This window comes from Streptomyces sp. cg40, from assembly GCF_050320165.1.
Taxonomy (GTDB): domain Bacteria; phylum Actinomycetota; class Actinomycetes; order Streptomycetales; family Streptomycetaceae; genus Streptomyces; species Streptomyces hokutonensis.
The window spans coordinates 5,046,663-5,058,632 of sequence record NZ_CP190128.1 but is presented as its reverse complement, the minus strand read 5'-3'; the positions used below and the strand labels follow the sequence as shown (position 1 = coordinate 5,058,632).

14 protein-coding genes are annotated in these 11,970 nt (G+C 69.9%); 8 read left to right on the top strand and 6 right to left on the bottom strand.

Features of this window, described 5'->3' with window-relative positions:
* Positions 1-13: 13 nt before the first annotated feature.
* From ACQHII_RS22270 to ACQHII_RS22260, 3 genes are all read right to left on the bottom strand, one after another.
* Complete coding sequence (locus tag ACQHII_RS22270; protein WP_427920958.1) at positions 14-1,393, bottom strand: S53 family peptidase; 1,380 nt, start codon at positions 1,391-1,393, stop codon at positions 14-16.
* Between the two features lie 157 nt (positions 1,394-1,550).
* Positions 1,551-1,742 (bottom strand): hypothetical protein, encoded by a 192-nt coding sequence (locus tag ACQHII_RS22265; protein ID WP_427920957.1) that lies wholly within the window; start codon positions 1,740-1,742, stop codon positions 1,551-1,553.
* A gap of 156 nt (positions 1,743-1,898) precedes the next feature.
* Positions 1,899-2,147, bottom strand: coding sequence for an SCO4226 family nickel-binding protein (locus ACQHII_RS22260; protein WP_427920956.1), 249 nt, complete (start codon positions 2,145-2,147; stop codon positions 1,899-1,901).
* Between the two features lie 29 nt (positions 2,148-2,176).
* On the opposite strand from ACQHII_RS22260, the gene ACQHII_RS22255 reads away from it, so the two are divergent.
* Positions 2,177-2,725: a hypothetical protein gene (locus ACQHII_RS22255; protein ID WP_427920955.1), complete on the top strand. Its 549-nt coding sequence runs from the start codon at positions 2,177-2,179 to the stop codon at positions 2,723-2,725.
* Between the two features lie 58 nt (positions 2,726-2,783).
* Here ACQHII_RS22255 and ACQHII_RS22250 read toward each other — a convergent pair whose 3' ends face one another.
* On the bottom strand, positions 2,784-2,939 hold the full coding sequence (locus tag ACQHII_RS22250) for a hypothetical protein (RefSeq protein WP_019062518.1): 156 nt from the start codon (positions 2,937-2,939) through the stop codon (positions 2,784-2,786).
* Between the two features lie 137 nt (positions 2,940-3,076).
* Positions 3,077-3,766: a phosphate signaling complex protein PhoU gene (gene phoU, locus ACQHII_RS22245; protein WP_200712019.1), complete on the bottom strand. Its 690-nt coding sequence runs from the start codon at positions 3,764-3,766 to the stop codon at positions 3,077-3,079.
* A gap of 232 nt (positions 3,767-3,998) precedes the next feature.
* On the opposite strand from phoU, the gene ACQHII_RS22240 reads away from it, so the two are divergent.
* Both ACQHII_RS22240 and ACQHII_RS22235 read left to right on the top strand, forming a co-directional pair.
* Entirely contained in the window at positions 3,999-5,252 is a 1,254-nt protein-coding gene (locus ACQHII_RS22240) for a sensor histidine kinase (RefSeq protein ID WP_427920954.1), read from the top strand.
* Positions 5,249-5,929, top strand: coding sequence for a response regulator transcription factor (locus ACQHII_RS22235; RefSeq protein ID WP_009340348.1), 681 nt, complete (start codon positions 5,249-5,251; stop codon positions 5,927-5,929). Before ACQHII_RS22240 ends, ACQHII_RS22235 begins: the two co-directional genes overlap by 4 nt.
* A gap of 102 nt (positions 5,930-6,031) precedes the next feature.
* On the opposite strand, the gene ACQHII_RS22230 is transcribed toward ACQHII_RS22235, so the two are convergent.
* Positions 6,032-6,691 (bottom strand): DUF461 domain-containing protein, encoded by a 660-nt coding sequence (locus tag ACQHII_RS22230; RefSeq protein WP_427920953.1) that lies wholly within the window; start codon positions 6,689-6,691, stop codon positions 6,032-6,034.
* A 590-nt stretch (positions 6,692-7,281) separates the two neighbouring features.
* Here ACQHII_RS22230 and ACQHII_RS22225 point away from each other — a divergent pair.
* From ACQHII_RS22225 to rlmB, 5 genes are all read left to right on the top strand, one after another.
* A complete protein-coding gene (locus tag ACQHII_RS22225) occupies positions 7,282-7,764 on the top strand; it encodes a CarD family transcriptional regulator (RefSeq protein ID WP_003953493.1) in 483 nt (160 codons plus the stop codon).
* Positions 7,765-8,070: 306 nt separating this feature from the next.
* Positions 8,071-8,823: a 2-C-methyl-D-erythritol 4-phosphate cytidylyltransferase gene (gene ispD, locus ACQHII_RS22220; protein WP_427920952.1), complete on the top strand. Its 753-nt coding sequence runs from the start codon at positions 8,071-8,073 to the stop codon at positions 8,821-8,823.
* The gene (gene ispF / locus ACQHII_RS22215) at positions 8,813-9,310 is read left to right on the top strand and encodes a 2-C-methyl-D-erythritol 2,4-cyclodiphosphate synthase (protein WP_026179106.1); all 498 of its coding nucleotides are present in this window, start codon (positions 8,813-8,815) and stop codon (positions 9,308-9,310) included. Before ispD ends, ispF begins: the two co-directional genes overlap by 11 nt.
* A 110-nt stretch (positions 9,311-9,420) precedes the next feature.
* Positions 9,421-10,821, top strand: a complete 1,401-nt coding sequence (gene cysS / locus ACQHII_RS22210; RefSeq protein ID WP_427920951.1) for a cysteine--tRNA ligase — start codon at positions 9,421-9,423, stop codon at positions 10,819-10,821.
* A 121-nt stretch (positions 10,822-10,942) separates the two neighbouring features.
* Positions 10,943-11,887, top strand: coding sequence for a 23S rRNA (guanosine(2251)-2'-O)-methyltransferase RlmB (gene rlmB, locus ACQHII_RS22205; protein ID WP_427920950.1), 945 nt, complete (start codon positions 10,943-10,945; stop codon positions 11,885-11,887).
* Positions 11,888-11,970 lie beyond the last annotated feature (83 nt).

Sequence of the window (11,970 nt, the reverse complement as noted above, 5' to 3'; positions counted from 1 at the left end):
AACCCGCAGCGCCTCAGCGCTTCCAGCTCTCCTTCGCCAGCGCCGGAACGAAGCGCAGCGCGTCCACCGTGCCCACGCCCGTCGCCATGTCGTAGCCGTTGCCGGCCGTGTAACCGGTCACGCCCGCGTACGTGTTGTTCGTGCCGTCGTTCACGTCGACGATGCCGTTGCTCTTGGCGCCGTGCCGAGCGAGCGTGTACAGCGCCGAGTTGATGTTGCCCACCCGGTGTCCCGCCGCCTGGTCGGCGAGGGCGACGATGCCCGAGAAGAGCGGGCTGGCCTCGCTGGTGCCGCCGTAGACGTCCCAGCCGATCGCGGTCGGGTCGTAGCTGGAGTAGACCCAGGCGCCGCCGTTGACCGCCGCGGCCATCGACACGTCGGGCGTGGCGCGCTGGGTGCCGACGACGCTCTTCACGCCGTTCTGGAAGGACGGGCGGGAGAACACGTGGGACTGGCCGCCGCCGCTCGCGCCGTAGTCGTTGTAGACGCTGTCCGGGGTGACGCGCTCGCCCTTGTCGTTCAGGTGGAGCTGCGTGCCGCCGATCGACGTGACCAACGGGTCCGAAGACGGCCAGGAGTTGACGGGCTTGTCGTAGAAGGCCGAGCCGTCCAGGTTGTAGTCGGTGGCGCCGCCGTCGCCGGAGGAGGCGAGGACGGTCACGTGCTTGCGGTTGGCGTCCTGGAAGGCGTAGCGCAGCTTCTTGATGCTGGAGAAGTCGCCCTGGTCGAAGCCGGGGAAGGTGTTCTCGGTGGCGCCGAAGCTCTGCGTGATGACGTCGCCGACGCCGTGGTCGATCAGGTACTTCTCGGCGTCCATCATCTCGGGCAGACCGGTGACGCCCTCGGTCTCGGCGACCGCCGTCTCCACGAGCACGATCTTCGCGTCGGGCGCGACCGCGTGGGCCATCTCGACGTCCAGGGTGGTCTCGCCGGCCCACCCGGTCATGTCGGCGTTCTTCGGGTCGAAGACCGGGACCTTGCCCCACTTGACCACGTTGACCTTGGCGCTCTTCAGGCCGAACTGCTTGCTGTAGACGTCGAGATCGTGCTGGATCGTCGGCGAACCGAACGAGTCGACGATGACGATCGTGCGTCCCTTGCCCGTAATGCCCTTCTTGTAAAGGGAGTTCAGGTTGTACGCCGTGCGGTACTGCAGCGGGTTGTAGCAGGCGATCCCCCACTTCGCCTCGCACTGCTCGCTGGAGAGCGGGCTCGACACGTGTCGGGCGAGGGTGTGTCCGGTGATCGCCGGTATCGCCTTCGTCTGCGGTACGGCGGCGGGTGCGGCGCTGCTGACGCCGGCCAGCGGGGCGGTTGCCAGTGCGGCTGCGGCGAGCGTGGCGGCGGCGGCCGTGGAAGCCGCGATGCCACGTCTGTTGCGGGCTATGTGCATGAATGCCCCCTGGATGATTGTGAGTTGCACGCGATGGTCTGCGTGCATCTCATCCAGTGAGACATGCACAGGACAAGTCAGTTGAACTGCCGATGCCGAAGCTTTTGCCCAAACAGCACCCAATGCTCGAACGGTCCTGCCGGGCGGGCGGGTTCGGTCAGACCGCGGACCCGGCTCCGGCCAGCCGGCGGAACGCCTCCGTGGTGCGGGGATGCGCGATCTCGTCCAGCAGGTGCCGCCACTCGGGGTCACCCTTGGCGGGATGCGCCAGGTCCCACGCGGCCAGCAGCGGAGCGAGCGCGCTCTCGCCGGAGACCTCGGCCGGGTCGCTGAACTGCCTTGATTCCATGGGACGTTCCTTCCGGACGGGCGACCGCTTCCGATCGACTGGGGGCCAACTGCCTTCTACGATGCCGTCGTTCGCCCGCCCGGACCATGGAGCGCCCCACCCGACCGGGGGTGGGGCTGACCGCACCCCCGGGCACCGCCGAGCCCCCGTACGGTGTCAGATCGAGACCGGCACCGGGTGCACCTCGTCCGCCCGGTGCCCCGCGCGCTCGTGCACACGCTGGACCGCCTCGGGCGACGGAGCCTCCGACAGGCAGTACACGGTCCCGGACTCCGGATCCGCCCAGGCCCGCTCGAAGTGCACGCCCTCGTCCTTCTCCACGGCGAGATCCGCCTTGTGCGCCGCCATCAACTGGTCGGCCGTGATGCCCTTCATTCCGTGATGTACGTCCATGTACTGAGCCATGGCCTCGCACCTCCTCGTGCTGTTCCCCCGTGCTGTTCCCCCTCCCCATGCTGCGCTTCCCCGGCCGCCGGGGCTACCGTGCGGAACGATCACGAGGAGGGTGGGGCTGCGACGAGGGGCGTCCGTTCGGGGACGCGCGGGCCTGCGAGGTCAGCGAGATCCCGCTCCAGGCGGCCCTGGACGCCGTACGGCTCCCGCTGCCCGCCGGGGCGAAGGACGTGCACCATGTGACGCACTCGCCCGCGACGCCGGGGCAGGTGTCGCCGGCCGTCGCCTTCCGGGTCTCCGGGGCGGCGATGGACCGCTGTCTGCGGGCGAACAGGATCGTGCCCGCGGGGGTCGACCGGCTCGTCAACGGGCCCTACGCGACCGGGGACTCCGGCGCCGACCCGGCGACCCTGGGGCTGTGCGGAGGGGGGAAGGAGATCTTCGCGCCCTCCGTGCTGGTCGACCGGCGGGTGACCGGCCTGGACGGGAACCGCCGTGCGCTCGACTTCGCCGTCGCGCTGCCCGACGGGTACGGCACCCTCCCGGCCACCACCGACGTCCTGCTCACCGTGGCAGGGAACAACCTCTGAGCACGCCGGAGGGGCCCCGGCGCCGTAGCACCGGGGCCCCTCCGTGAGCGGGCGGCGGTCAGCCGCACTGGCAGGGATTGCCCGACTGGCACCCGCATCCGCAGCCCGAGCCGCAGCCGCAGGCGCCGAAGAGCGGGAGGCTCTTGATCTCGGCGGGCTGCTGCGTCTCGCGCTCCTGCGTCGGGTCCGGCGTCGTGGCGGGGGATTCGGCCATGGGTCCTCCTGGAGGCTGGTGCCTGTGCCCATCGGATGCTGCCCATTGGATGCCCGCTGCGGCGGGCGCATCAACGGCGCATTGAGGCTTCCCGCGCAAGCTCCCCGACCCGAGGCCCACGCCCCCCGACCTGGGACCTACGCCCCCTCGGCCCCCGTCGCCGGCTGGATGTCGGGCTGGAGCTCGTCCGCGTGCTCACCCGTGACCAGGAACACCACGCGCTTCGCGACCGACACCGCGTGGTCGGCGAAACGCTCGTAGTAGCGGCCGAGCAGGGTCACGTCGACCGCGGTCTCGATGCCGTGCTTCCACTTGTCGTCCAGCAGGTGCTGGAAGAGCGTGCGGTGCAGCAGGTCCATCGCGTCGTCGTCCTGCTCCAGCTGGAGGGCGAGGTCGACGTCCTTCGTGATGATGACCTCGGCCGCCTTGGCCATCAGGCGCTGGGCGAGCTGGCCCATCTCCAGGATGGTCGCGTGCAGGTCGTGCGGCACCGCGCGGTCGGGGAAGCGGAGCCGGGCGAGCTTCGCCACGTGCTGGGCGAGGTCGCCGGAGCGCTCCAGGTCGGCCGACATGCGCAGGGACGTGACGACGATCCGCAGGTCCGTCGCCACCGGCTGCTGCCGGGCCAGCAGGGCTATGGCCCGTGCTTCCAGGTCGTGCTGGAGGTCGTCGACCTTCTTGTCGGCCTCGATGACGCTCTCGGCCAGCTTCAGGTCGGAGTCCAGGATCGCCGTCGTGGCGCGTCCGATCGCCGACCCGGTCAGCCGGGCCATCTCCACCAGACCGTCACCGATCGAGTCAAGTTCCTCGTGGTACGCGTCCCGCATCAGGGTTCCCTCTCCTACGTTCGCTTCGGGGGCTCAGGGGCCCCGGGCCCGTCCGACTGTGACTAGAAACCGGCCCTTCCACCCCACGCTCCCACGTTCCCGCTCCTACGCGACGGTTTCCGCCACCCCAAATGAACCAATACTGGCTCCAAGGTGAACTCTGGGCGACGAGTGTTCGAGGTCGCACTCCGATGGCTGTGGCCAGGAGGTATCCCATGCCTAACCTGTTGGCATGGACGTGAACGCGGCGGTCGCCGCAGCGGCAGCGATCGCCGGGGTACTCACCGGTGTCATCGCCATGCTGGCGTTCCGCTGGAGCGAACGCGACCAGAAGCGACCGACCAGGACCTCCCTGCACACGGACCCGGTGCTTCCGCCGGGCGTGGACACCGTCCTCTCGGTGCTCCGCTCCTCGGCCGTCGTCCTCGACGAAGCGGACGCCGTGGTCAAGGCCAGCTCGGCGGCGTACGCCCTCGGACTGGTCCGTGGCGGGAAACTCTCCGTCGACCCCATGCTCCAGATGGCCCGGGACACCCGGCGCGACGGCGAGATACGCCAGGTCGAACTCGACCTCCCCCGGCGGGGCACCGGACGCGGCGAGGCACTCGCCGTGTCCGCACGTGTGGCCCCGCTCGGCTCCCGGCTCGTCCTGCTCCTCGTGGAGGACCTCACCGAGGCCCGCCGCATCGAGGCCGTACGACGGGACTTCGTGGCGAACGTCAGCCACGAACTGAAGACCCCGGTCGGCGCGCTCTCCCTCCTGTCGGAGGCGGTCATGGACGCCTCCGACGATCCTGAGGCGGTGGAGCGCTTCGCCGGCCGGATGCAGATCGAGGCCACCCGGCTGACCAACCTCGTGCAGGAGCTCATCGACCTGTCGCGGGTCCAGAACGACGACCCCCTCGAAGACGCCGAACCGGTGCGCGTCGACGAACTCGTCGCCGAGGCCATCGACCGCTGCCGGCACCAGGCCGGCACCAAGCAGATCACCATGGCCGCCGGAGGCACCGCCGACCTGCACGTCTGGGGCAACCGCGGCCAGCTGGCCGCCGCCCTCGGCAACCTGGTCGAGAACGCCGTCAACTATTCGCCCGCCCGCACCCGTGTCGGCATAGCCGCCCGCCGGGTGTCCGCGCCCGGCGGCGACCACATCGAGGTCGCCGTCACCGACCAGGGCATCGGGATATCCGAGAAGGACAAGGAGCGCGTGTTCGAGCGCTTCTACCGTGTCGACCCGGCCCGCTCGCGGGCCACCGGCGGTACGGGTCTCGGGCTGGCGATCGTCAAGCACGTGGCCGCCTCGCACGGCGGGGAGGTCACGGTGTGGAGCTCCGAGGGACAGGGCTCCACGTTCACCCTGCGGCTACCGGAGGCGGGTGCGGCCCGCGACCGCGCCCACCAGCACCCCGACCTCGACGACGAGGCCGAGGGGTCCCCTGACACATCCCCGTACGAACCGCTTCCCGCCCCGGAGGTCCTTCCGTGACCCGAGTGCTCGTCGTCGAGGACGAGGAGTCCTTCTCCGACGCCCTGTCCTACATGCTTCGCAAAGAGGGCTTCGAGGTCGCCATCGCGACCACCGGGCCCGACGGACTCGACGAGTTCGAGCGCAACGGCGCCGACCTCGTCCTGCTCGACCTGATGCTGCCGGGGCTGCCCGGCACGGAGGTCTGCCGCCAGCTGCGCGGCCGCTCCAACGTCCCCGTGATCATGGTGACGGCCAAGGACAGCGAGATCGACAAGGTCGTAGGCCTGGAAATAGGAGCCGATGACTACGTCACCAAGCCCTTCTCGTCCCGCGAACTGGTCGCCCGTATCCGGGCCGTCCTGCGCCGCCGCGGCGAGCCCGAGGAGGTCACTCCCGCGGCCCTCGAAGCAGGTCCGGTCCGCATGGACGTGGATCGCCACGTGGTCACGGTCTCCGGCTCCAAGGTCGACCTGCCCCTCAAGGAGTTCGACCTGCTGGAGATGCTCCTGCGCAACGCGGGCCGCGTACTGACCCGCATGCAGCTCATCGACCGCGTCTGGGGCGCCGACTACGTCGGCGACACCAAGACCCTGGACGTCCACGTCAAGCGCCTCCGCGCCAAGATCGAACCGGACCCGGGCGCGCCGCGCTACCTGGTCACGGTCCGCGGCCTGGGTTACAAGTTCGAGCCGTAAACCGCGTACACACGCTTAACGCGCTACGACGATGGGCGGGACCTCTTCCGTGAGGTCCCGCCCATCGTCGTAGCGCTACGACTGCTGCTCTGCGGCCGCCGCTCAGCCGGCGGAGGCCGTGGCCGTCGCCGTGGTGCTCTCGGAGGCGGAGTCGGACGGGGTGGCCGACGTGCTCTTGTGCGGCTTCGGCGAGGCGGAACCGGTCGCGGTCGCGGTGGCGCCCGGGGCGGGCGTCGGGATCGCGGTCGGGCCCCACTTGGTGAAGTAGCTGTCGGCCGGGACGACGAACGCGCTCAGGCTCACCGCTCCGGTCGTGCTGAGGGTGAAGGTGACCTTCTGGGCGTTGCCGTCCTCCAGGCCGGTACCGACGTCGGTCAGCGCGGCGGAGGCGTTGCCCTTGCCGCCCAGGACGAGCGAGCCGAAGGCCGGGACGGTCAGCTTGCCCTTGCCCTTGGCGGGGGTCAGCGTGGCCGTGCCGACGCCGTCGACGCTGACCGAGTCCAGGGTCTGGGGGTCCTTGCTGTTGTTGAACAGGGTCGCGGAGATCACCGCCGGGCCCGAGGGCTGGGGGCTGGAGTCGGTGATGGGCTGGGTGATGACCAGCGCGTTCTGCACCTTGATGACACCCACGGAGACGGCCGCGTTGTCCGGCTTGACCTCAAGCGTCTGGGCGTCGTTGCCGGCACCGCACGCGGCGAGCGAGGCGATCGAGAACGCGATGGCGGCGGCGGCGAGGGCGCCGCGTCGAAGGCTGCTGCTCACGGCGGCGGCTACTCCTTGAACGTGGGCGGAGCAGGGCGACTCCCGAATAAAGCCGCCCTAAGTGTCTGTCAGCGGCCTTAGGTTACCGAGCCGTTCCCGCGCCACCGCACCCGACCCTCCCCCAACCGGGTACCCGTGTGCCACAAGTGACCCGCGGGTCACTTGTGCCCGGCACTCGTCCGGCATTCACATAAGCAGCTCAGCCGCCCGTCGACGGATTTTCCGTGAAGAATGCGGGACACCTCGAAGAATTGATCACCGGCCGTTCCGCGCCACTCTCGGTGATCAATTCCGGATTCGCCTCGCACCGGGCTCCGCGCACCGAACGGAGTAGCGGAAGTCGAGCACTTGGAACCAGACATTTGGGGACGTTCGTCCACTTGGAGGCGCCTCCGGATGTGTGTAACGTACGCGTTTCACCTCGCCCGGAGAGCCGCTCCGACCTGCGAATACCCTCCTCCGCTCGGCCTCCGCAGCACGTTCCTGTTGCTGTTGTCAAGCCCCGAGATATGCCCTGACCTGCGAAAACGCCATTCAGAACACGCAGTTTCCGTGTTACCCTGGATAGCCACGGAAGGGGTACCTGTCACATGACGTTCAAGGTTGGCGACACCGTGGTCTATCCCCATCACGGGGCCGCGCTGATCGAGGCTATCGAAACTCGCCAGATCAAAGGCGTGGACAAGACCTACTTGGTGCTGAAGGTCGCCCAGGGTGACCTGACGGTGCGTGTGCCAGCGGACAATGCGGAGTTCGTCGGCGTACGTGATGTGGTCGGTCAGGACGGGCTGGACCGGGTCTTCGAGGTGCTGCGCGCTCCGTACGCCGAGGAGCCCACGAACTGGTCGCGTCGTTACAAGGCAAATCTGGAGAAGCTCGCCTCCGGCGATGTCATCAAGGTCGCGGAAGTCGTCCGTGACCTGTGGCGTCGTGAGCGCGAGCGCGGACTCTCCGCAGGTGAGAAGCGCATGCTCGCCAAGGCTCGCCAGATCCTGGTGAGTGAGCTCGCGCTCGCGGAGAACACGAACGAGGACAAGGCCGAGGCCCTGCTCGACGAGGTTCTCGCGTCCTGACGCAGGCACCTGGTACGCCCTGCTCAGCACACTGAAATGCCGTGGTGCCCGATGACAGCCCGCCTGTCGCCGGGCGCTTCGGCATGTTCGGGGGGATTTTCGCGACTCCGTCGGAACGGACTTCGCGACTCCGTCGAACACCGTGTGACTCTGTGTCGAACGCCGGAGACATGCCCCCGATAATGGTGTGCCGGGCCCGGGCAGCAGGCTCGACCGGTGTCACGGAAGGGTCCGGTCAAGGCGTCGCGCCCGGCACTCCTCAGGCCATACCCACGTAGGTCGAGCACACAAACCTGACAGGAACCGATGTCTGACGATTCGCGCTCTTCGCAGGCGCAGTCCTCCGTCGCCGCCGTGATCCCGGCCGCCGGACGGGGCGTACGCCTCGGCCCCGGCGCCCCCAAAGCGCTACGCGCGCTGAACGGCACCCCCATGCTCATCCACGCGGTCCGCGCACTCGCCGCCTCCCGCGCCGTCACCCTGGTCGTCGTCGTGGCCCCGCCCGACGGCGCCCCCGAGGTCAAGACCCTCCTCGACGCGCACGCGCTGCCCGAGCGCACCGACTTCCTGGTCGTCCCCGGCGGCGACTCCCGCCAGGAGTCCGTGAAGCTCGGCCTGGACGCGCTGCCCCCCGGCTACGACGTCGTCCTCGTGCACGACGCGGCCCGCCCGCTCGTCCCCGTGGACACGGTCGACGCGGTCATCGAGGCCGTACGGGACGGCGCCCCCGCCGTCGTACCGGCCCTGCCGCTCGCCGACACGGTGAAGGAGGTCGAGCCGGCCGCGCACCCCGGCGACCCGGAACCGGTGGTCGCCACCCCCGAGCGGGCCCGCCTCCGCGCCGTACAGACACCGCAGGGCTTCGACCGCGCCACACTCGTCCGCGCCCACGAGACGGTCACCGACAACGTCACCGACGACGCGAGCATGGTCGAGCAGCTCGGCCTCACGGTCGTGGTCGTCCCCGGCCACGAGGAGGCCTTCAAGGTCACCCGCCCCCTGGACCTGGTCCTCGCGGAGGCGGTCCTCGCCCGCAGGAGGCTGAACGATGGCTTCTGAGCAGCCCTTCGTGCTCCCCCAGGTCGGTATCGGCACCGACATCCACGCCTTCGAGGAGGGCCGCGAGCTGTGGTGCGCCGGCCTGAAGTGGGAGGGCGAGGGCCCGGGCCTGGCGGGCCACTCCGACGCGGACGTCGTAGCGCATGCGGCCTGCAACGCCCTGTTCTCGGCGGCGGGGCTGGGAGACCTGGGCCAGCACTTCGGTACCGGCCGCCCCGAGTGGTCGGGCGCGTCGGGCGTCACCCTGCTGACAGAGGCGGCGAGGATTGTCCGCGAGGCGGGCTTCACCATCGGCAACGTGGCCGTACAGGTGGTGGGCCCGCGCCCGAAGATCGGCAAGCGGAGAGACGAGGCGCAGAAGCTGCTGTCGGAGGCGGCGGGGGCTCCCGTGTCGGTGTCGGGAGCGACGACGGACGGTTTGGGCTTTCCGGGGCGGGACGAGGGCTTGATGGCGGTGGCAACGGCGCTGGTGGTGAAACGCGCTTAACTGGCCCGACCTTTGCTTTTAGGGGCGCGGGGAACTGCGCGCCCAGCCCCCACCGGCCGGTACCCGACATACGGTCCCGCGCACCCCGTACCGCCCACTACCCTTGTACTGTGACCATTCGCCTGTACGACACCAGCACCCGGCAGATTCGCGACTTCACCCCGCTCACAGCGGGCTGTGTCTCGATCTACCTGTGTGGTGCCACCGTGCAGGCCGCCCCGCACATCGGCCACATCCGCTCGGGCCTGAACTTCGACATCCTGCGCCGCTGGTTCGAACACCGCGGCTACGACGTCACGTTCATCCGCAACGTCACCGACATCGACGACAAGATCATCGCCAAGTCCCGTGACCAGGGCCGCCCTTGGTGGGCGATCGGCTACGAGAACGAGCGCGCGTTCAACGACGGCTACCAGGCACTCGGCTGCCTCCCGCCGACGTACGAACCGCGGGCGACCGGTCATGTCCCCGAGATGATCGAGATGATGCGCGGGCTGATCGAGCGCGGGCACGCCTACGAGGCGGACGGCAGCGTCTACTTCGACGTGCGGTCGTACCCGGACTATCTCCAGCTCTCCAACCAGGACATCGACGACCTGCGCCAGCCCTCCGAGGAGGGCATCACCGGCAAGCGCGACCCGCGCGACTTCGCGATGTGGAAGGCGACCAAGCCGGGCGAGCCCGACTGGGAGACCCCGTGGGGCCGCGGCCGGCCGGGCTGGCACCTGGAGTGCTCGGCGATGGCGCACAAGTACCTGGGCCCCGCCTTCGACATCCACGGCGGCGGCCTCGACCTGATCTTCCCGCACCACGAGAACGAGATCGCCCAGGCCAAGGCCTACGGCGACGACTTCGCGCAGTACTGGGTGCACAACGCCTGGGTCACCATGAGCGGCGAGAAGATGTCGAAGTCGCTCGGCAACAGCGTGCTGGTCAGCGAGATGGTCAAGGCGTGGCGGCCGATCGTGCTCCGCTACTACCTCGGCACCCCGCACTACCGCTCGATGATCGAGTACAGCGAGGAGGCCCTGCGCGAGGCGGAGTCCGCGTTCGCGCGGATCGAGGGCTTCGTGCAGCGGGTGGTGGAGAAGGCCGGAGGAGTCGTCGAGCCCGCGGCCGAGGTGCCGCCGGCGTTCGCCGAGGCGATGGACGACGACCTGGGCGTGCCGCAGGCCCTGGCCGTCGTGCACACGACCGTCCGGCAGGGCAACAGCGCGCTGGCCGCCGACGACAAGGAAGCGGCCGTGGCCCGCCTCGCCGAGGTGCGCGCCATGCTCGGCGTCCTGGGGCTCGACCCGCTGGACCCGCAGTGGGCGGGCGAGACGGACCGGGGCGAAGACCTGCACGGCGTCGTCGACACCCTGGTCCGTATGGTCCTCGACCAGCGCGAGGCCGCCCGGGGCCGTAAGGACTGGGGCACCGCGGACGCCATCCGCGACCAGCTCAACCAGTCCGGCCTGGTCATCGAGGACGGCCCGCAGGGCCCCCGCTGGACCCTCGGCCCACGCTGAACCCACTCCGGTCACACCCTGGTCAACGAAGATCGACTGTGCCGCCCGGCCCTCCGGGCGGCACACTGCATAGACGTACGTACGCACGCTTCTGAAAAGACTCTGAACAGACAGGTAGGTCATGGCAGCCAACAACCGCCGCATGTCCGGCAAGAAGGGCGCGCAGGTCGGCAGTGGCGGCCAGCGACGCAAGGGCCTGGAAGGCAAGGGGCCGACCCCGCCGGCCGAGGCGCGCAAGGGCCACAAGAAGAACCGCATCGCCAACGCCCAGGCCAGGCAGATCCAGCGCCGGGCACCGGTCGCGCGCGGGCGCGGCGGCAAGGGCACGTCCGAGATGGTCGTGGGCCGCAACCCGGTCGTGGAGGCGCTGCGCGAGGGCGTCCCGGCGGTCACGCTCTACGTCCAGCAGTTCATCGACAACGACGAGCGGGTGCGCGAGGCGCTCCAGCTGGTCGCCGAGCGCGGTGGCGTCCACCTCATGGAGGCCCCGCGCCCCGAGCTGGACCGCATGACCAACGGCCTCAACCACCAGGGCCTGGTCCTCCAGGTCCCGCCGTACGAGTACGCGCACGCCGAGGACCTCGCCAACGCGGCCTACGACAAGGGCGAGGACCCGCTGATCGTCGCCCTCGACGGGGTGACCGACCCGCGCAACCTCGGCGCGATCGTCCGCTCGGTCTCCGCGTTCGGCGGCCACGGCGTCCTCGTCCCCGAGCGCCGCGCGGCCGGCATGACCGCCGGTGCCTGGAAGACGTCGGCCGGTACGGCGGCCCGTACGCCCGTCGCCCGCGCCACGAACCTGACGCGCGCCCTGGAGGCGTACAAGAAGGCCGGTATCGCGATCGTCGGTCTGGCCGCGGACGGAGAGGCCGAACTCGGCGAACTGGCCGCGCTGGAGGGCCCGGTGGTCATCGTCGTCGGCAGTGAGGGCAAGGGCCTCTCCCGACTCGTCGGCGAGACCTGCGACTTCCGGGTCCGGATCCCGATGCCGGGCGGCGCGGAGTCGCTCAACGCCGGTGTGGCGGCCGGGGTCGTCCTCTACGAGGCGGCCCGCAAGCGCTCCTGAACGGACGTTCGGCGCGGTCACCCACTCGGGGCAATCTGGCGGTCGAGGGCGAGCTTGACGCTGTCCGGACACATCCGGCAAGT